The organism is Halomonas caseinilytica, assembly GCF_001662285.1.
GTDB lineage: Bacteria > Pseudomonadota > Gammaproteobacteria > Pseudomonadales > Halomonadaceae > Halomonas > Halomonas caseinilytica.
In genome coordinates this window covers 560603-580987 of record NZ_BDEO01000001.1, presented here as the reverse complement: position 1 = coordinate 580987, position 20385 = coordinate 560603, and the positions used below count along the sequence as shown (strand labels likewise).

Below are 20385 nucleotides of genomic sequence, written 5' to 3'. Positions count from 1 at the left end.
GCCAACCATGTCCCAAGCTTCCGCTTCTTCGGCCACCGTGGTGATCTACTCCGGTGGCATGGATTCCTTCACGGTACTGCATCGGGCCCTGCGCGAAGGCCGCGACGTGCATGCCCTCTCCTTCGACTATGGCCAGCGCCATGCTCGCGAACTCGAGGTGGCCAGGCGCGTCTGCCGCGAGCTGACCGTGCCCCATCAGGTGGTCGATATCCGCGTCATTCATGGCCTGATCGACAACTCGGCGCTCACCGATGCCGATCGCCGCATGCCCGATGGCGACTATGACGCCGACAACCTCGCCGACACCGTCGTGCCCAATCGCAACATGATGCTGCTGTCGATGGCCATCGCCAAGGCCGTGAACATCGGTGCCGGCCGCGTCGACTACGGCGCTCACGGTGGCGACCACGTACTGTACCCGGACTGTCGTCCCGAGTTCGTCGAGGCCATGAACGCCGTCGCCGGCATCGCCAATTTCGAGCCGGTCGAGATCCACACGCCCTATCTGCGCCGCACCAAGGCCGAGATCCTGGCCGGCGGGCTCGCCATGGGCCTGGACTACGCCGACACCTGGACCTGCTACCTGGGCGAATCTCTCGCCTGCGGTCGCTGTGGCAGCTGTCGGGAGCGCCTGGCGGCCTTCGCCGCCAACGGCATCGACGACCCTCTCGGCTATTCATATCGTCCCGAACCCGTCGCCGACGCACCTTCCGAGGGGGAGCACGATGTATAGCGTCAAGGAAGCCTTCTACTCGCTCCAGGGCGAAGGCGGACAGGCCGGTCGCGCCAGCGTCTTCTGCCGCTTCGCCGGCTGTAACCTGTGGTCCGGCCGCGAGGCCGACCGCGCCGCTGCCGCCTGCCGATTCTGCGACACCGACTTCCGGGGTACCGACGGGCAGAACGGTGGGCGTTTCGCCGATGCCCCGGCGCTCGCCGACCACCTCGTCGCCCTCTGGCAGGGCACATCGGATGGCGCGCGCCCGCAGGTCATCTTCACCGGAGGCGAGCCCCTGCTGCAGCTCGATGAGGCGCTGATCGAGGCAATGCACGAACGGGAATTCGACATCGCCGTGGAAACCAACGGTACGCTGGCCGCCCCGGCTGGCATTGACTGGCTGTGTGTCAGCCCCAAGGGCGATACGCCGCTGGTCCAGACCCGAGGTGACGAGCTCAAGCTGGTGCATCCCCAGCCCGACGCGCCACCGGAGCGGTTCACCGAGCTGGATTTCCGCCACTTCTTCCTGCAGCCCATGGATACCTCGCCGCTCGGCGAGGCACGCGATACCATGGCCGCCACCGTGGCCTACTGCCTGGCCCATCCACGCTGGCGCCTGTCGATTCAGGCCCACAAGATCGCGGGGATCGACTGATGACGCTTTTCGTCAACCGCCTGACCCACCTGGATGCGTCGCTGTGGTGCCCGGAGCACGGACTGATCGGCGCCAGCTGGCGTGTCGACGCCGAGCTCGACGGCGAACTCGGCGCTGACGGCATGCTGTTCGACTTCGGCGAGGTCAAGCCCTGGATCAAGTCGCGCCTCGACCGTGGCGTCGACCACACCCTGCTGGTGCCCACCGAAGCTCCGGGAGTGAACGTCCAGGAATGCTACGAGGGGCTACGTGTCCGTACCGAGACCCCCTACGCCCTGGAAGTGCGCGGCCCGCGCCAGGCTTTCAGCCTGCTGCCCTGGCCGGCCGTCACCCCGCAGCGGCTGGCCGAACACCTCGACCAGGGACTGATGCGTCAGCCACCCGAGCGTGTCGAGGCCATACGCCTCACGCTCAGCGACGAGCCCATCGAAGGTGCCGGTTATCGCTACAGTCACGGCCTGAAACGACACGCCGGCAACTGCCAGCGCATTGCCCACGGCCACCGCTCGCGCCTGCATGTCTGGCAGAACGGGCAGCGCTGCCCCGCGCTGGAAGCCGACTGGGCGGCGCGCCTCGATGCTCGCTATCTGGTGGACGAGGCCGATGTCGACGAGGGCATGGAAGCCTCCTGGCTCGGCCGGCTGGTCACCAGCTATCGCGCCGCGCAGGGATACTTCACGATGAGCCTGCCGCGCGAGCGCTGTGTGGTCATGCCGACCTCCACCACCGTGGAGCACATCGCCGCCTGGCTGGCCGGAGAGATCACCCGGGAGACCGGCCAAGCCACTCGTGTCCAGGCGTTCGAGGGCATCGACAAGGGGGCCTTTGCGGAGGCCAAACCGTGACGGGCGTGGCGAAACAAGGGTGTCGTCCGGGGTGCGGCGCCTGCTGCATCGCTCCCTCGATCAGCTCCCCCATTCCCGGCATGCCCGACGGCAAGCCGGCGGGGGTACGTTGCGTGCAACTCACCGACGACAACCTCTGCCGGCTGTTCGGTGATCCCGCGCGCCCCGCGGTCTGCGAACGCTTCGACTATGACCGCGAACTATGCGGTGACCATCGCGAGCAGGCGCTGACATTGATCGCCTCTCTGGAGACGGCCAGCAGCACCTGAAGCACCCAGGAAAGCCAAGGTCTCGCGCACGAGCCGGGGCGATACCCTCTCAAGCATCGGCCAGGTGCGTCAGCCGCTTGTCCAGCAGGGTCCGCCATCTCACCAGCACCGGGGCATCGCTGTGGCTGACCTCGCCGAGCAGCCGTCGGAAATCCTCGCGAGCGCCCGTGTCCTCCGGGTCGACCAGGGTCAGCCAGAGCTCGAGGGCACACAGTTCCTGGTGCAGGTTGCCGTCGTCCCGGGCCTGGGTCAGCGCCAGCTCGGCCAAGGTGCGCACCTCACCGGCAGGATGCCCGAGTCGCTGGCGCACCCGCGCCAACTGAATCGCCAGTTCCGGCACGAACAGGGTCGTTCGTTCCCGGGCAATCATCAGCGACTGGTCGAGATACTCCTCGGCCCGGGCCAGCTCGTTCATCGATATGCAGGCATCCACGAACCATAGCGCAGGGCGTTGGTGAGGATCGCGCCCGGTAACCTCGGCCAGCTCTTCCAGGGCGCCCTCGATGATCGTCAGCCCCTCGCGGTCACCGGCCAGGGCCCGTTGCCATCCCAGCACGCTTCGCGCGGCCACCTGCCAGAGATGCAGGTCCGACGAGCCCGTGATCTCGTAGGCACGCTCGGCGCGGCTGGCCGCCAGATGCACATGACCGACCTGACGGTACAGGGCCGCCGCATACATCAAGGCCATGGCGAGGCTGCCGGGGTGATTGAAGCGTTCGGCCAGTCGAATGGCCGACTCCACCTGGCGCTCGGCGCGACGGTAATCGCCCCTCAGGCACAACGCCCAGCCCTGGAAGCAGGCCGCGGCCACCTGGGGATGGTCGGAGAACGGCAGCCACTCGATCATCATGGGAGAGTTGAGCGGGTCGATCTCCTCGAGGTGCTCGTAGGCCTGCTGGACACGCCCGGCCCAGTATTCGCAACAAGCCCGGGCGAAGTCGGCCAGGCGGCGATAACGCGGGTCTTCCAGCCGATCCGCCAGATCGGCCAGCCGCGAAGCGAGCATGAAGGCATCGGCATGCGCGTTGCGCTGGCTGCACCCGACCCAGAGCCCCCACTTGACCAGGAAGGCCTGTTCCAGGTCCTCGATGTCCTCGGGTGAATCGTCGATGCCGATCAGCAACTCCCGGGCCCGAACGAAGCTGTCGTGCGCGGAAGGCGAGCCATGCCCCTCCAGGGCAAAGGCGGCCTGGCCACGGACGGTGTGCAGGCTGATCTCACGCTCCACCTGGTCCTCCACGTGACGCAGGCTGGCCAGGCCGAAGTCGGCCATCTTCATTGCCGTGCGATTGGCGCTGACCTTGAGCGCTTCTCGGGCCGCCAGCTCGAAGTAGCGGGCACCGCGGGCATACTGGCCGCTACGGCGCAGGTGTGTGGCGAAATCCCCGGGGTGCCGGCTGATCCAGACCGGGAAATGCTCCTCGATCAAAGCCACCACCTGTCGATGCAGGTTGACCCGAATGTCGCGAGGGCATGACAGGTAGGCCGCTTCCTGCAGCAATTGGTGAGTGAACTGGTATTCGCGCCCCTCGGTCTCCCCTTCGGCGGGCTCGATGATCTCCAGCCGGGTCATCTGCTCCAGCGCCGACATCAGGCGCGGCATTTCCCAGCCACTGCACTCGGCCAGGAAATCGAGACGGAAGCGTCGCCCCAGCACGGCGGCCACATGCGCCACCTCACGGTCGGCATCCAGCTGGTCGATACGGCTGGCGAGCAGCCCGAGCAGCCCGCGGGGCAATTCATCGAGCTGTATGCTGCGCCCTTCACGGCGATCCATGTCGACCCGGCGACAGATCTCCTGGAGATAGAGCGGCACGCCATCGCACCGCTCGATGATCTGCCCGCGCAACCGGGGACTGAGATGCAGGCGATAACGACGCGCCAACTGCGACAGCAGGCGCGAGGATTGCATCGCATCGAGGCGTCCGAGGGTGATCTGCTGATCCCAGTCCAGACGCGCCGGCAGCGCTTCGCGACCATGATGGCTGGCCACCAGCAGGAAGGGACAGTTGATCGGCAGACGCGCCTGGAGTGCGGCCAGGACCTTGAAGGACGGCTCGTCCAGCCATTGCAGGTCATCGATCATCAGGACCAGGGTACGAGACGCGGTCATCTCGGCGATCAGCCGGTGCAACAGGGTCACCACCAGCTCCACGGCCTCGCCGCTCTGGGCCAGCGCCGCCAACTCGCGTGGCTCGCAGACGCCGAGAGCTTCCTTGAGCAGGAGCCGATGATCATCGCTGAGCTCTTCGTCCACCAGCCCGCCAAGCTGGCCGTCGAACGTCTCGTCGTCGATGTCGCCCTCGAGATGCCAGCGCAGCAACTGGCGGGCCACGCCATAAGGCTCCTGCACCGACAGGCGCGTGGTGGGTTGCCAGCAGATCGCGGCTTCGCGGCTCTGCTCGAGTTGGCGAAACCCGACCAGCAGGGCCGACTTGCCGAGTCCCGAAGGGCCTCGCACCAGTACGCTCTGGCGCAGCCCGATGCCCGCCCGGGCCAGCGCATCGCGCAGGGTGCGCAGCGCCCCTTCTCGACCGACCAGGCTCGGTGGCAGGGCCTCGCGGCCGCCTTCGTTGGTACCCAGCACCAAGGCTCGCAGCCGCACGCGGCCATCGCTGGCCACCAGCCGCGACGACAAGCGCGGCTGCAGATCGAGAGCCGGCGGCATGTGCTGGCTGGCTTCCAGGGAAATGACCAGTTCGCTGCCCTCGGCGGCATCCATCAAGGCCAGCGAGCCCTGAGTGACCTGGCCCAAGGGATCCACCAGGTGGCGTTCGGGCAGATAGACGACTCGACCGCTGTTCAAGCCAGCGGCGAATTCGAACTTGGGCGGCTCGCTCTCGCCCTCCCAATGGCGTCGGCATTCCTCGGGGAGCACACGACGGCAATGTTCATACAGCGCCACCAGCTCGGCCAGTTGATGAGCCGGCCCGTGAGTGCCGAAACACGCCAGCCCCAGACCGCCGGTGGCACCCGGCAGCCAGAACCCGCCGAGGTGGTGGCACTGCTGCTCGAGCCAGCGCATCAACTCGATCTGCAGCGCCAGACAGGCCCGCGCCTCGCTCCGGGATGAGAGATCCGCATCGAGCCGCAGCCGAATGGCCATGACCGACAATTGCCGCTGCTCGATCTCCTCCTCGCGCAGCGGCATGCTGTCCGCGGCCAGGGTGCGTGAAAAGGCGCCACTCGGGCCGGCACCCGGCTCCGGCGTGCCATCGGACCAGTAGCGAGCCAGTTGCAGGAAACTGGGATCGGGCTGCTGGCCGGTCAGGGCCAGCAACTGCAGATAGGCATTGTATTGCTCGTGGGCAGCGGCCAGGTGCCCATGCTCGGCCAGTTGACGAACGAGCCGCTCGTGGAAGGGACCATAGCCGGAGAAGCGGCTGACCAGGGACTGCAGCAACTCGTCGGGCAAGGGATCATGCTGCTCCAGCACGGCCTCGGCGAAGCGGATCACCCGCTGGCGCCATTCGTTGCGCACCTGCACCAGCCAACGCTGGAATTCCGAGCAACTGGCCAGTTGCAGCTCCTCGACGAGGTCCCCCTGATAATGCGTCAACGCCTCTTCGAGGGTCTCGACATTGGCCGGCCCATCGAGCAGCGACTGTAATTCGTGAAGATCGAAGCACCAGGTATCCGGCAGGCGAAAGGCGATGGTCTGGCGCGAGACGATCAGCACGCGTTCGGCACTCTCGCCCAACGACTGGCGCAGACAATGCAAGGCATGGCGCAGGTTGGTACGCCCCGACGACAACCCCTGGTCGGGCCAGAGCAGCTCGGCCAGAGTCGCCCGATTGACGGGCTGGTCGTGCAGCAACAGATAGACCAGCAACGCCTTGACCTTGTCATAGCTGAAGTGGGTCAAGGCATCGTCGCCCAGGGTCAGCGAGAAATGACCGAAAAGGGCCAGGTGATCCTGCTCGTCATGTGTCGCGACGTCGGAAGCATCCCGCATGTTGGACCTGTCCTGCTGGGCGGCGACAACGGCCTCAGGCCGGCACACCGCTGTGAAAACGAAATGCCGTGTCCGGCATGGTGATCAACTCGGCCTCGCGCTCGATGAAAAAGGCGATGCGCGCCTCGAGCGGTTCCGGAGAGATCCTCTGCGCCAGCATCAGGTAATCCTCATAGTGACGCCCTTCCGACTTAACCAGACCGCGATAGAACTTGGCAAGCTCCTCGTCCAGGAAAGGGATCAATCGAGCGAATCGCTCGCAACTGCGTGCCTCGATGATGGCCCCGACGATCAGCACGTCGACCAGCCGATGCGGCTCACCACCACGCACATGGCGACGCAACCCCTCGGCATAGCGGGCAGCTCCGATGGGCCGATAGGCAATGCCGCGTCCTTCCATCAGCTTGACCACCTGCTCGAAGTGCAGAAGTTCCTCCCGCGCCAGGCGGGCCATCTTGGTCAGCAGCTCGGCATCATCGACATAGCGATACAGCAGGCTCATGGCCGTGGACGCCGCTTTCTTCTCGCACTGGGCATGATCGATGAGCAGCGTCTCGGGGTTCTCCAGCGCCCAGTCGACCCAGCTGGCGGGCGTGGGGCAGGCAAGAAAATCGAGAATGGCGTCAGGCAGCCGGGGATCGTGTGTGACGGTGGCAGACATGGGTATTCCGGTGGTGGCTGGACTATGGGAGAGAGGCCGCATCGATGGACCGTCGCCGCGCCTCGGCGGCAGCCAAGAGCTCGCCGGCAATTCGCTCATGCAGCGTCGCGGCATCCAGCGGTTCACGGGGCTTCAGGCCGTAACGCGACAGGTCGCGGATACGCCCGCGCCCGACCCTCAGCAACTCCACCGCCCGCGACAGCGCCGGCTGATCCTGGCGGAAGCGTATGCGGTGGCGCTCGAGCTGCGCCTGGAGCGCCTCGGCATCCACCACGGTCAGATGACGACCAGCGACGCTCACCCGCAGGGCATCCAGCGCATCCATCCGGCGCTGGCGTTCCTCGGCCTCGAAACCGGGCCAGTCGCGGATCTCGTCATCGATGCGCTGACAACCCCGGCAGACCCGGTCGCCCACCGTCGTCGAGCACAATCCCACACAGGGGGATATCACGCGTCCCGCCATCGAAGGCTCCCTCTCCGTCGATTCGGCGACATGGTAACGCGGCGCCGCCATTCTGGCACCCCGGAAAACCTCGCATCACCCGGCCGAAGACCAAAGTTCAAAGCCCGTCACCACGGGGCTTCTTAACATTGTCGACAGTTTCTTTTAGAATTGCGCCACCGATGACAGCGTTGTTTCACGTGCCGACCTCCCCCGCCTCGCCATGCGACGCCAGGGTCGAGACTCGGACACCACAACCAATGAGGGCCACCACGTGCTTGAAGCCTATCGCCAACATGTCGAGGAGCGGGCCCAGGACGGCGTACCGCCGAAGCCGCTGAATGCCGAGCAGACAGCCGCCCTGGTCGAACTGCTGAAATCGCCGCCGGCCGGCGAGGAAGAGTTCATCCTCGACCTGCTGACCAACCGCATCCCTCCCGGTGTCGACGAGGCGGCCTACGTCAAGGCGGCCTTCCTCACCGCCATCGCCAAGGGCGAGGCCGAGTCTCCGCTGGTCGACAAGACTCACGCGGTCAAGCTGCTGGGCACCATGCAGGGCGGCTACAACATCGTCTCGCTGGTCGAACTGCTCGACGACGAGACTCTGGCCGCCGAGGTCGGCGAGCAGCTCAAGCACACCCTGCTGATGTTCGATGCCTTCCATGACGTGGAAGAGCGCGCCAAGGCCGGCAACGAGGTGGCCAAGGACATCATCCGCTCCTGGGCCGAGGCCGAGTGGTTCCTGTCCAAGCCGGCACTGGAAGACAAGATCACTCTGACCGTCTTCAAGGTCCCCGGTGAAACCAACACCGACGACCTTTCCCCGGCGCCGGATGCCTGGTCGCGCCCCGACATTCCGCTGCACGCCAATGCCATGCTCAAGAACGAGCGCGATGGCATCGAGCCGGTCGTGCCCGGCACCACCGGCCCGCTCAAGCAGATCGAGGAAGTCCGCGCCAAGGGGCACCCGGTCGCTTACGTGGGCGATGTGGTCGGTACCGGCTCCTCACGCAAGTCCGCCACCAACTCCGTGCTGTGGTTCTTCGGCGACGACATCCCCAACGTGCCGAACAAGCGCGCCGGCGGCTTCTGCTTCGGCGGCAAGATCGCCCCGATCTTCTTCAACACCATGGAAGACTCCGGCGCCCTGCCCATCGAAATGGACGTCGAGAAGCTCGAGATGGGTGATGTCATCGACGTCTATCCCTATGAGGGCAAGGTCTGTCGCCACGGCACCGACGAGGTGCTGACCACCTTCGAGCTCAAGACCCAGTTGCTGCTCGACGAGGTGCGCGCCGGCGGTCGCATCCCGCTGATCATCGGTCGCGGCCTGACGGCCAAGGCCCGCGAATCCCTGGGGCTCGAGCCGTCCGACGTCTTCCGCAAGCCGGAACAGCCGGCCGCCAGTAACAGCGGCTATACCCTGGCCCAGAAGATGGTCGGCAAGGCCTGCGGCATGGAGGGCGTGCGCCCAGGCATGTACTGCGAGCCCAAGATGACCACCGTCGGCTCTCAGGACACCACCGGCCCGATGACCCGCGACGAGCTCAAGGATCTGGCCTGCCTGGGCTTCCAGGCCGACCTGGTGATGCAGTCGTTCTGCCACACCAGCGCCTATCCCAAGCCGGTCGATGTCGAGACGCACCACACCCTGCCCGACTTCATCATGAATCGTGGCGGCGTCTCCCTGCGCCCCGGCGACGGTATCATCCACTCCTGGCTGAACCGCATGCTGCTGCCCGACACCGTGGGCACCGGCGGCGACTCTCACACCCGCTTCCCGATGGGCATCTCCTTCCCGGCGGGCTCCGGCCTGGTGGCCTTCGCCGCCGCTACCGGCGTGATGCCGCTGGACATGCCGGAATCGGTGCTGGTGCGCTTCAAGGGCAAGCGTCAACCGGGCGTCACCCTGCGCGACCTGGTCCACGCCATTCCCTACTATGCCATCCAGAAGGGGCTGCTGACCGTCGAGAAGTCCGGCAAGAAGAACGCCTTCTCCGGCCGCATCCTGGAGATCGAGGGTCTCGAGGACCTTACCGTCGAGCAGGCCTTCGAGCTCTCCGATGCCTCCGCCGAACGTAGCGCCGCCGGTTGCACCATCACGCTCTCCGAGGACAGCGTCAGCGAGTACCTGAAGTCCAACATCACCCTGCTCAAGTGGATGATCGCCAACGGCTACGGCGACAAGCGCACCATCGAGCGCCGCATTCTGGCCATGGAAGAATGGCTGGAGAATCCGAGTCTGATGCGCGCCGACAAGGACGCCGAGTACGCCGAGGTCATCGAGATCGATCTCGACGAGCTCGACCAGCCGGTGCTCTGCGCACCCAACGACCCCGACGACGCCCGCTTGCTTTCCGACGTGGCCGGCCGCTCCATCGACGAGGTCTTCATCGGCTCGTGCATGACCAACATCGGCCACTTCCGCGCCGCCGGCAAGCTGCTCGAAAAGCAGCCCGCCGGTAGCCTGAAGACCAAGCTGTGGCTGGCACCGCCGACCAAGATGGACCAGCACCAGTTGACAGAGGAAGGCTATTACGGCATCTATGGACGCGCCGGCGCACGCATGGAGATGCCCGGCTGCTCGCTGTGCATGGGCAACCAGGCTCGTGTGGCGGCCAAGAGCACCGTGGTGTCCACCTCCACGCGCAACTTCCCCAACCGCCTGGGCGACGGCGCCGACGTCTTCCTGGCCTCCGCCGAACTGGCGGCGGTGGCAGCGGTGGAAGGTCGCCTGCCCAGCGTCGACGAATATCGTCGCTACATGAGCGAGTTCGACGCCATGGCCGGCGAGATCTATCGTTACATGAACTTCCATGAGATCGAGGAGTTTCAGAACGCCGCCTCGAACGTGATCCCGGTGGCTCAGGAAGCCTGATCCGGATCACCTCTTTCGACTCCGATGCTCGCAACATCGAAGGCCCGCCGCCACGGCGGCGTGGCCGGAGCCGATGACCGAAGCGCCCTGCGGGGCGCTTTTTTATGCCTGGGCAAAAGCGCTTGCGAATGTGCTTTTCGGGTATCTGCCCAAATACCTGCTCGAGCCCCTGCTCAAGTACTTTTCCCGTTCTGTCGCCAACACCTGCTCAAGGGATGCGCACGGTAACAGCGATACCGCTCCACCAAGGAGGCATTTTCCTCGCCGCCGACTATGGCATCATCAAGGCTTCATTCATCGTGAAGAGGCCTCCCTCCATGACGACCATCGCCACACCCGACATCTGCGACGAGTACCCGGACGTCGACATCCTCGAGCCATTGCTGGTCAACTTCGGAGGCCTGGAGGCCTTCCATGGCCCAGTGCGCACCGTGAAATGCTTCGAGGACAATTCGCTGGTCAAGCAAGCGATCGACGAGCCTGGCGACGGCGCCGTGCTGGTGGTCGATGCTGGTGGCTCGACGCGCTGCGCGATGCTCGGCGACATGCTGGCCGAGAAGGCAGCGGGCAACGGCTGGGTCGGCGTGATCATGTACGGCTGCGTGCGGGATGTCGATGAACTGGCCGAGACCGAGCTGGGTATCCAGGCCCTGGCCGCCCACCCTCGCAAGAGCGAAAAGCGCGGCGAGGGACAACGGGACATTCCGGTGACCTTCGGTGGCGTCACCATCTCGCCCGGGCAATGGCTCTACGCCGATAACAACGGCGTGTTGATCGCCGAGCGCCAACTGCCGCTCAGTTGAATCACTGTTTAACCAGGCGAGGATGCCGGGAACAAGCCGACGGAGAGGCCTGCCATGCGATCCTTGATACCGCTTAGCGGCGATGTGCTACGTACGCTTCGCGATCACCTGCGCCCGCTCATCGCCTACCATCTCTTCTTCACCCTGCTCGCTTCCAGCCTGCTGCTGCCGGCGGCCGGCTGGACACTGGCCTGGCTGCTCGGCCACCTCGGCCATCCCTTGATCTCCAATACCGGCCTGCTGGCAGCACTGCTTGCCCCCGAAGGTCTGAGCTGGCTACTGGCCGCGATCGGCCTGACCTTCCTGGTGCTCTACCTGCAACAGGCCGGCATGACCCTGGTAGCCGTCCGCCCTCGAACCAACCACTACCGGCAGGCCTTCGAGACCCTGATGGCCTGCCTCAGACACCTGCCCGCCCTGGCCGGACTCGTCGTGCTGCAGATCGGCGCTCACCTGTTGCTGATCCTGCCATTCATCCTCGTGTTGGCAGGCCTTTACGGGCATTTCCTCGGCGGGCTGGACCCTTACTATGTGCTACAGGCCAAGCCATCCGTGCTGTGGTGGTTCCTGGCCTGCGCCCTGCCCATCGTGCTGCTCTGGCTGGTCATTGCTGCCGCTCTCTATGCCCGCTGGCACCTGGCTCTGCCGGTTCTGGTGCTCGAGAATGTCGCACCGCATCGCGCTCTGGGCCGCAGCGCTCGCCTCACCCGGGGCCAGGGACGACACATCGTCGGTGCCATCCTGCTGCTCTTGCTGGCGATCCTGGTCTCTCCCTTCGCCGCCACGGCGCTCTTCGATGCCCTCTTCACGCCGCTGCTAGGTCAGTTGCCGGAACGCCAGGCCATTCTCTTGCCGGCCATGCTTGCCTATGTCGGCGCCTACATGCTGGTCACCCTGGCCATCACCTTTCTCGGTATTGCGCTCAATGCGCTGCTGGCCACCTGCCTCTACCTACGGCTGGCCCACCAGGAGCCGCGCCCGGCATCTCGCTCCGGCACCGGCCATCCTGGACGCCTGGCCTGGGCGGTCGAGATCGCCGTGGTGGCTTTCGCGCTGAGCCAGGCCTGGCTGATTCTCAATCGCTTCGAGATCCAGGAGGACGTCGAGATCATCGCCCACCGGGGCAGCTCGGCCCAGGCGCCGGAAAACACCATCCCGGCCATCGACCGGGCCATGGCCGATGGCGCCGACACGATCGAGATCGACGTACGGCTGACCCGGGACGGCAAGGTCGTCCTGCATCATGATGCCAGCCTGTCAAGGCTGGCCGGCGACGACCGCCGGATCGATGATCTCGATAGCAGCGTGCTCGAGACGGTCGACGTGGGTAGCTGGTTCGGCGACCCCTTCGTCGGCACACGCATTGCCAGGCTCGACGAGGTCCTGCAGCGCGTCCGCGGGCGCGCGCACCTGATGATCGAGCTCAAACCCTCCGCGCGCCGTGGATCGGAACTGGTCAGCGCCGTGGGACAGGTGCTGGAAGAGGAACGGCAAGCCAGGCGGTCATGCCGCCGTCAGGCAGAAGACCCGGCAAGCTGCGGCCCCGCCAATCCCTGGCACTCGGTCAGTATCGCCGCCCTGTCATACCCTTTGCTTGGCGAGGTCGAACGCCGTCTGCCCGACGCACACACGACACTGCTGGCACAACTGGTCATGCGCGGCACCCTGCCACGCCGTGGCTTCGATACGCTGGCCCTGCGCCACAACCGCATCAACCTCGACGAAGTGAAACGGGCACGCCACCATGGCTATCGACTGCTGGCCTGGACCGTCAACGACCCGGCCCGCATGTCGCGTCTGATCGACCTTGGGGTGGACGGCATCATCACCGACCGGCCGGATCGCCTCGTCCGCCTGCTCGAGGAACGCGAAACGCTGAGCGACGGCGCCTTGATGCTGGTCAAGCTGCGTAATTGGCTGCGCGACTGAACAGCCTTTCCTTCAAGACCCAATGGGTGGGCGCCGGGGATAAGGCGAAGCGAGGGCCATCCGCCATGAATGGCGAATGCAGCGCCCAGGCAAAGGGTTAAGGCGCCTCGCGAAGGCTGGTCACCAGAACGCAACGCCCTCTGCTCTGCCGTGGAACCTTGGGAATACGCACTTGGCGACTTTCTAGCGGCAGCGCCAGCTCGCCACCAGTCCCAGCACCGACATGCCGATCAAGGCCGCCGTGCCCCAGCCCAGGGCCTCGACGAGCCGATGGTAGGCAGCAGGCGCATCATGGGGGCGCGCGCCCATGCCATATTCGGCCAGTCGGGTACCGCCGTAGAGCAGCGCCGCCACCACGGCCAGCGGCCAGGCCGACCCAAGCGGCGCCAGGGCCCGAGTCAGCCACCAGGGCCCGGAACGCGGTGTGGCCTGGCGGGAAGTCGATCGACGGTGACTCGCGGTCGTCGCACGTGACGGTTTCTGTTCTTTCGTCGCTGCCTTGGCCCGGGGCTTGGCGGAACGCTTCGCACGGGAGCGATCCTGGTCGCGCCCTCCCACGCCGAGACGCCTGCCCAGCCAGCACAACATTCGCCACAGGGGCCAGCCAATCAACATGCAGAGCGACAGGGCCAGCCCCCCCATCACCAGAAAATACGCCATCGGGGGTCCTTCATTACGATTGACGGGCAATGGTGCCAAAAAGCCACGCCAATGTGGACGCCGAAATGCATGACACCCGGACGGGCCGGGTGTCATGGGAAGGCGTAGATGATGTCAAGCTCAGCTCAGGGTCTCGCCGGCCAGCATGAACCAGGTCTCCAGCACCGCGTCGGGGTTCAGCGAAACGGAGTCGATACCTTGTTCCATCAGCCATTTGGCAAGGTCCGGGTGATCCGAGGGGCCCTGACCACAAATGCCCACGTACTTGCCCTGGGCCTTGCAGGCCGCGATAGCCATGGCCAGCAGCTTCTTCACCGCTGGATTCCGCTCCTCGAAGAGGTGCGCCACGATACCGGAATCGCGATCCAGGCCCAGGGTCAGCTGGGTCAGATCGTTGGAACCGATGGAGAATCCGTCGAAGTGCTCGAGGAACTCATCGGCCAGCAAGGCATTGGCCGGCAGCTCGCACATCATGATGATCTTGAGCCCATCGGTGCCTCGTCTGAGCCCGTTGGCGGCCAGCAGTTCCACCACATCGCGGGCCTCCTCGGTCGTCCGCACGAAGGGCACCATGATCTCGATGTTGTCGAGGCCCATCTCGTCGCGAACCCGCTTCAGTGCCCGGCATTCCAGCTCGAAGCAGGGGCGGAAGGCATCCGAGAGATAGCGGGAAGCCCCCCGGAAACCGAGCATCGGGTTTTCCTCGCCGGGCTCGTAGAGCTTGCCACCGATCAGGTTCTCGTACTCGTTGGACTTGAAATCCGACAGCCGCACGATGACTCGCTCCGGATAGAAGGCTGCCGCCAGGGTGGAGATCCCCTCGACGAGCTTGTCGACATAGAAGCTCACCGGATCATCGTAGCCGGCAGTACGCAGGTCGATGGTCTGCTGCAGATCGGTGGGCAGGGTGTCGTATTCGAGCAGTGCCTTGGGGTGCACCCCGATCATGCGGTTGATGATGAACTCCAGGCGTGCCAGACCGACCCCGGCATTGGGCAGGCCGGCGAAGCTGAAGGCACGATCGGGGTTGCCCACGTTCATCATGATCTTGAACGGGATCTCGGGCATGGCATCGACGCTGGTCACATTGCGGTCGAACTCCAGCAAGCCATCATAGACATGCCCGGTATCGCCCTCGGCGCAGGAGACCGTGACCTCGCGCCCATCGGCCAGCGCCTCGGTGGCATCGCCACAACCGACCACGGCCGGGATACCCAGCTCACGGGCGATGATCGCCGCGTGACAGGTCCGCCCACCGCGATTGGTGACGATGGCCGAGGCCCGCTTCATGATCGGCTCCCAATCGGGGTCGGTCATGTCGGTGACCAGGACATCACCGGCGAGCACCTTGTCCATGTCATCCGGTGTGGCGACGACCTTGACCGCGCCACGCCCGATACGCTGACCGATGGCCCGCCCCGTCACCAGGGTGCGGCCCTTCTCCTTGAGCTGGAAGCGCTCGAGCTTGCCGCCCTCCTGCTGCGACACCACGGTCTCCGGACGCGCCTGCACGATGTAGAGCGCCCCATCGTCGCCGTCCAGGGCCCACTCGATGTCCATCGGGCGGCCGTAGTGGCGCTCGATGATCATCGCCTGGCGGGCCAGCGCCATGACCTCATCGTCGCCGATGCAGAAACGCCCCCGGTCGGCCAGCGGGACGTCGACGGTCTCCACCGACTTGCCGGCACTGGCATCGCCGGTGTAGATCATCTTGATCAGCTTGGAGCCGAGGTTGCGGCGCAGCACGGCGGGGCGACCGGTCGCCAGCGTCGGCTTGTGGACATAGAACTCGTCGGGATTGACCGCGCCCTGCACTACCGTCTCGCCGAGGCCCCAGGAAGCGGTGACGAAGACCGCGTCCCGAAAACCGGATTCGGTATCCAGGGTGAACATCACGCCCGAGGCACCGGTCTCGGAGCGCACCATCTTCTGGATCCCGGCGGACAGCGCCACGTTCTCGTGAGGATAGCCGCGGTGCACCCGATAGGAGATGGCCCGGTCGTTGAACAGCGAGGCGAACACCTCGTGAACCGCCCGCTTGATGTTGTCGAACCCTTCGATGTTGAGGAAGGTTTCCTGCTGGCCGGCGAAGGAGGCATCCGGCAGGTCCTCGGCGGTGGCGGAGCTGCGCACGGCCACCTTGAGGTTGGGATGCCGGGCCTGCAGCTGTTCGTAGCTGTCGCGCAGCGCCTGCTCGAAGGCCGGGGGCAACGGCGTGTCGATGACCCACTGGCGAATCTCCGCGCCGGCCTCGGCCAGCTCGGTGACATCGTCGATATCCAGCGTGGCCAGGCGCTGATTGATGCGCTCGTTGAGGCCTTCATGGGAAAGGAATTCGCGGTAGGCGTGGGCCGTGGTGGCAAACCCGCCAGGCACGGTAACCCCGGCTCCGGCAAGATTGGAGATCATCTCGCCGAGCGAGGCATTCTTGCCCCCCACCCGCTCGACATCGTCCATGCCCAATTGATCGAACCACAGAATGTAATCGTCCACGCAACCCCCTTGGATGTCGACGCCTGATAGCCCATGACACGCCGTCATGAATGGATGATCGCGACTCTACCAGCGGGTCGCCATATTCGCCATTGGTCTAACATCGAAGTCATTGGAGGTTTTTTACAACATCGCCCCTTCCCGTGCCTTTCCTGTAGTCGACCGGCTTGTGCGTCATCTCGGGTAGCCCGACAATGGGGCGCACCGACCGACAACCCATCGCATCGAGCCGCCCATGACACGCACCGCCTTCTTCATCTCCGACGGGACCGGCATCACCGCCGAGAGCCTCGGCCGCAGCCTTCTCGCGCAATTCGAGAACGTCGAGATCCACATGATCACCAAGCCTTACATCGACAGCGTCGAGAAGGCTCACCAGCTGGCCGCCATCATCGAATCCACGGCGGTCAAGGACGGCGAACAACCGATCATCATCGACACCATCGTCGACAGCCAGATCCGCGATGTCATCCGTGATGCCCCGGGCTTCAAGGTCGACATCTTCTCCACCTTCCTGGAGCCGCTGGAACAGGAGCTGGCGACCCACTCGTCCTACAGCGTGGGGCGTACCCACGCCATCGGCAGCGACGACGTCTACATGGACCGCATCCAGTCGGTGCATTTCGCCCTGGACAACGATGACGGCGCCCGCACCCACCAGTACGACCAAGCCGACATCATTTTGGTCGGCGTGTCACGCTGCGGCAAGACGCCTTCATCGCTCTACCTGGCCCTGCAGTTCGGCATTCGCGCCGCCAACTACCCGCTCACCGAAGATGACCTCGACGAGACCGGCAAGCTCAAGCTGCCACGGGCGCTCGAACCGCATCGCCACAAGCTGTTCGGCCTGACCATCGATCCGAGGCGCCTGGCAGCCATCCGGCACGAACGTCGCCCCAACAGTCGATACAGCTCGATGGATCAGTGCGTCCAGGAGGTCACCCAGGCCGAGGCGCTCTATCGTCGTATGCACATTCCCTTCATCGACACCACGCGTTTCTCGGTCGAGGAGATCTCCACCCGCATGATCGCCGAGACGGGCATCAACCGTCGCTTCTCGCCCCGCTAGCACAGCACGGGGCACGCATCGCGAGCCACGGTCTTCCCTGGGTGCTGTCTCTCGTCACTGGTGGCCCGCCACTAAATAACAGAGCATCTCATTCGTATTCATTGGCGAGATTGGTTATCGTTCCACTATATTGTGATCACTGACGGGGCATCGACCCTGCCCATCCCCTGATCGCCCGAACGCTCACGCGCTGAATTCGAACAAGGATGCCAATATGCCAACCCGCTTCGCGCCACGCCCCCTGCCCTGCGTCATCGCGCTGGCCACTCTCTTCCCGGCCGCCGCCATGGCCGCCGACGGCAAGATCACCGCCGAGCAGGTCGTCGGCCATTACGCCGACCTGGCACATGCCAACTATCAGGATGCCCTGGTTGCCGCTCGCACCCTCGACGAACGCATCGACGCTCTGCTCGCCGAACCGAACGACGCGACCCTCGCGGCCGCACGTCAGGCCTGGCGCGAGGCGCGTATCCCCTACCAGCAAAGCGAGGTCTTTCGCTTCGGCAATGCCGTGGTCGATGACTGGGAAGGACAACTCAACGCCTGGCCCCTGGACGAGGGCATGATCGACTACGTCGCCGGCGACGACTATCAGCACGAGCTGGGCAATGCTGGCGCCACCGCCAACATCATCGCCAACGAGCGCATCCAGGTCGCGGGCGAGAGCCTCGACGTCAGCGAGCTGACGCCCGAGCTGCTGTCCGATCTCAACGAGATCGGCGGCTCCGAGGCCAATGTCGCCACCGGCTACCACGCCATCGAATTTCTGCTCTGGGGGCAAGATCTGCACGGCTTCGAGGCCGGCAACGGCGAGCGCCCCGCCAGCGATTACATGAGCGGCGACGCCTGCACCCATGGCCACTGCGACCGACGCGGGGCCTATCTCGACGCCGCGTCGGACCTGCTCGTCGACGACCTCGAGTGGATGGTGGCCCAGTGGGCGCCGGATCAGGACGACAACTATCGTCAAGCCCTGCTGGCCGAATCTCCCGAGGAAGGTCTGCGGCGCATGCTGTTCGGCATGGGCTCGCTGTCGCTGGGCGAACTGGCCGGCGAACGCATGAAAGTCGCCCTGGAGGCCAACTCCGTCGAGGACGAGCACGACTGTTTCAGCGACAACACCCACAACTCCCACTACTACAACGGCCAGGGCATCCAGAACGTCTACACCGGCACCTACCAGCGCCTCGATGGCTCGACCCTGGAAGGCCCCGCCTTGTCCGACCTGGTCGCCGCCGAGGACAGCACACTCGACGCAACCCTGACCGATCAGCTCGCCAACAGCATGAAGGAGCTCGACGCCCTCAAGCAGGCCGCCGAAGCCGACCAGGCGCCGATGGCCTTCGACATGATGATCGCTCCCGGGAACGAACGAGGCGCCGAGCTGGTCAACAACGCTATCCTGGCGCTGGTCACCCAGACCGGTTCCATCGAGAAGGCGGCAGGCGAACTCGGCGTGAACTCGCTGCAGTCGGACGATGCCGGACACACTTTCTGACATGCCTTTCGAGTAACATCGTGTCCGAAGACCACCGACATCGTGTGTTTTGCCCGGTCGCCGACAGTCCCGCTGACGGCGGCCAATGTCGTGACGGCAAGGCCCCCTTGCCCTGTCCCGCACGCTCACTGCTCGCCTTTCTGATCCTGGCCGGCCCCGACCTGGCCAACGCCGCTCCACCTCCCATCCAGGAAACCCCCATGACCGGCGGCGACGGCACGGTACAGCAGTTCGATCACAACGCATTTTCCCTGCCGCTCGACACCATGCCCATGACCCGGCGTCTCGACTTCAGCGTCGGCAACAGCTTCTTCCGCAACCCTTGGGTAGAGGCGCCGGCCAGCACCGCGGCACGGGATGGTCTGGGCCCCCTGCTCAACACCAACAGCTGCCAGGGATGCCACATCAAGGATGGCCGGGGCCACCCGCCGAGTGGCGATGAGCGCGCCGTGTCGCTCTTCCTGCGTCTCTCGCTACCTCCCGAGAGTGTCGATGACGAGACCCTGACGCGCTTCGGCGTGGCCCCCGTTCCCGGCTATGGTCGCCAATTGCAGACTGCCGCCATCTCCGGTGCCGACCCCGAAGGCGACATGCAGCTGCACTACACCAAGCGCGATGTACGCCTCGACGACGGTGAGGTCGTCACCCTGCGCGAACCGCATTACGCCATTGGCTCTCCCGCTTACGGCCCGCTGCCCGACGACCTGCAGATCTCGCCACGCGTGGCACCGCCGATGATCGGCCTGGGCCTTCTCGAAGCGCTGCCTGCCGAGGCCCTCATCGCCGCCGCCGACCCCGACGATACCGATGGCGATGGCATCTCCGGGCGGGTCAATCGGGTATGGGATGAACGCCGAGGCGACACCGTCATCGGGCGCTTCGGCTGGAAGGCGGGTGAACCAAGCATCGAGCAACAGAGCCTGCATGCCTTCGCCGGCGACATGGGACTGACCTCGAACCTCGTCCCCGTGACCGACTGCATGCCCAGCCAGGCGTGCGATCGCTTTCCCGACGGCGGCACGCCCGAGGTCAGCGACAGGATTGCACGCTTCGTGACTTTCTATGCCGGCAGCCTGGCCGTTCCGGCCCGTCGCGACATGGACGATCCTCGAGTACTGGCCGGCGCCGAGACCTTCAACGAGATAGGCTGTGCCAGTTGCCACACGCCTCGCCATGAAACGCCGCCGGATACCGAACGCGCCGCCCTGGCCGATCAGACGATCTGGCCCTACAGCGACCTGCTGCTGCACGACATGGGCGAAGCACTGGCCGATGGCCGTCCCGAGTTCGACGCCAGCGGCAGTGAATGGCGCACGCCCCCACTATGGGGCATCGGCCTGGCTCGGGAGGTGAACCCGCGCGCAGGCTTTCTCCACGACGGCCGTGCGCGCACCCTGGAGGAAGCCATCCTCTGGCATGGTGGCGAAGCCGAAGCCAGCGCCGACACCTACCGTGACCTGCCGGCCGAACGCCGCGACGGTCTGATCCGCTTTCTCGAATCCCTGTGAAGGAG

General features: G+C 65.4%; 15 protein-coding genes. 10 read left to right on the top strand and 5 right to left on the bottom strand.

Translation table 11 applies throughout. The annotated features are described in order from the left end of the window. Positions 1–7 precede the first annotated feature (7 nt). From queC to HSDC_RS02450, 4 genes are read left to right on the top strand one after another with little or no spacing between them, the layout of a single operon-like run. Positions 8–733 (top strand): 7-cyano-7-deazaguanine synthase QueC, encoded by a 726-nt coding sequence (gene queC, locus HSDC_RS02465; RefSeq protein WP_064698327.1) that lies wholly within the window; start codon positions 8–10, stop codon positions 731–733. Continuing rightward, the gene (queE, locus tag HSDC_RS02460) at positions 726–1370 is read left to right on the top strand and encodes a 7-carboxy-7-deazaguanine synthase (protein WP_064698326.1); all 645 of its coding nucleotides are present in this window, start codon (positions 726–728) and stop codon (positions 1368–1370) included. The genes queC and queE overlap by 8 nt, the downstream gene beginning before the upstream one ends. Next, positions 1370–2215: a 6-carboxytetrahydropterin synthase gene (locus HSDC_RS02455; protein WP_064698325.1), complete on the top strand. Its 846-nt coding sequence runs from the start codon at positions 1370–1372 to the stop codon at positions 2213–2215. The genes queE and HSDC_RS02455 overlap by 1 nt, the downstream gene beginning before the upstream one ends. Beyond that, the gene (locus HSDC_RS02450; protein ID WP_073292047.1) at positions 2212–2484 is read left to right on the top strand and encodes a YkgJ family cysteine cluster protein; all 273 of its coding nucleotides are present in this window, start codon (positions 2212–2214) and stop codon (positions 2482–2484) included. The genes HSDC_RS02455 and HSDC_RS02450 overlap by 4 nt, the downstream gene beginning before the upstream one ends. A 49-nt stretch (positions 2485–2533) precedes the next feature. On the opposite strand, the gene HSDC_RS02445 is transcribed toward HSDC_RS02450, so the two are convergent. From HSDC_RS02445 to HSDC_RS02435, 3 genes are read right to left on the bottom strand one after another with little or no spacing between them, the layout of a single operon-like run. After that, positions 2534–6439, bottom strand: coding sequence for an ATP-binding protein (locus tag HSDC_RS02445; RefSeq protein ID WP_064698324.1), 3906 nt, complete (start codon positions 6437–6439; stop codon positions 2534–2536). 34 nt (positions 6440–6473) lie between these two features. Beyond that, complete coding sequence (locus tag HSDC_RS02440; RefSeq protein WP_064698323.1) at positions 6474–7100, bottom strand: MiaE family protein; 627 nt, start codon at positions 7098–7100, stop codon at positions 6474–6476. Between the two features lie 22 nt (positions 7101–7122). Further along, a complete protein-coding gene (locus HSDC_RS02435; RefSeq protein ID WP_064698322.1) occupies positions 7123–7563 on the bottom strand; it encodes a DUF1289 domain-containing protein in 441 nt (146 codons plus the stop codon). A 253-nt stretch (positions 7564–7816) separates the two neighbouring features. On the opposite strand from HSDC_RS02435, the gene acnB reads away from it, so the two are divergent. From acnB to HSDC_RS02420, 3 genes are all read left to right on the top strand, one after another. Next, entirely contained in the window at positions 7817–10420 is a 2604-nt protein-coding gene (acnB, locus tag HSDC_RS02430; protein WP_064698321.1) for a bifunctional aconitate hydratase 2/2-methylisocitrate dehydratase, read from the top strand. A 317-nt stretch (positions 10421–10737) separates the two neighbouring features. After that, on the top strand, positions 10738–11223 hold the full coding sequence (gene rraA / locus HSDC_RS02425) for a ribonuclease E activity regulator RraA (protein ID WP_064698320.1): 486 nt from the start codon (positions 10738–10740) through the stop codon (positions 11221–11223). A 54-nt stretch (positions 11224–11277) separates the two neighbouring features. Continuing rightward, a complete protein-coding gene (locus tag HSDC_RS02420; RefSeq protein WP_064698319.1) occupies positions 11278–13152 on the top strand; it encodes a glycerophosphodiester phosphodiesterase family protein in 1875 nt (624 codons plus the stop codon). Positions 13153–13335: 183 nt separating this feature from the next. Here HSDC_RS02420 and HSDC_RS02415 read toward each other — a convergent pair whose 3' ends face one another. Further along, complete coding sequence (locus HSDC_RS02415; protein ID WP_064698318.1) at positions 13336–13812, bottom strand: hypothetical protein; 477 nt, start codon at positions 13810–13812, stop codon at positions 13336–13338. Between the two features lie 120 nt (positions 13813–13932). After that, positions 13933–16305 (bottom strand): phosphoenolpyruvate synthase, encoded by a 2373-nt coding sequence (gene ppsA / locus HSDC_RS02410; RefSeq protein WP_064698317.1) that lies wholly within the window; start codon positions 16303–16305, stop codon positions 13933–13935. A gap of 235 nt (positions 16306–16540) precedes the next feature. Between ppsA and ppsR the strand changes: the two genes are divergently transcribed. From ppsR to HSDC_RS02395, 3 genes are all read left to right on the top strand, one after another. Next, positions 16541–17374 (top strand): posphoenolpyruvate synthetase regulatory kinase/phosphorylase PpsR, encoded by an 834-nt coding sequence (ppsR, locus tag HSDC_RS02405; RefSeq protein ID WP_064698316.1) that lies wholly within the window; start codon positions 16541–16543, stop codon positions 17372–17374. Between the two features lie 214 nt (positions 17375–17588). Then, positions 17589–18872 carry an imelysin family protein gene (locus HSDC_RS02400; RefSeq protein WP_082919917.1) on the top strand — a complete coding sequence of 428 codons (1284 nt, stop codon included), beginning with the start codon at positions 17589–17591 and terminating at the stop codon, positions 18870–18872. 128 nt (positions 18873–19000) lie between these two features. Continuing rightward, a complete protein-coding gene (locus tag HSDC_RS02395; RefSeq protein WP_425292849.1) occupies positions 19001–20380 on the top strand; it encodes a di-heme oxidoreductase family protein in 1380 nt (459 codons plus the stop codon). Positions 20381–20385: the final 5 nt, after the last annotated feature.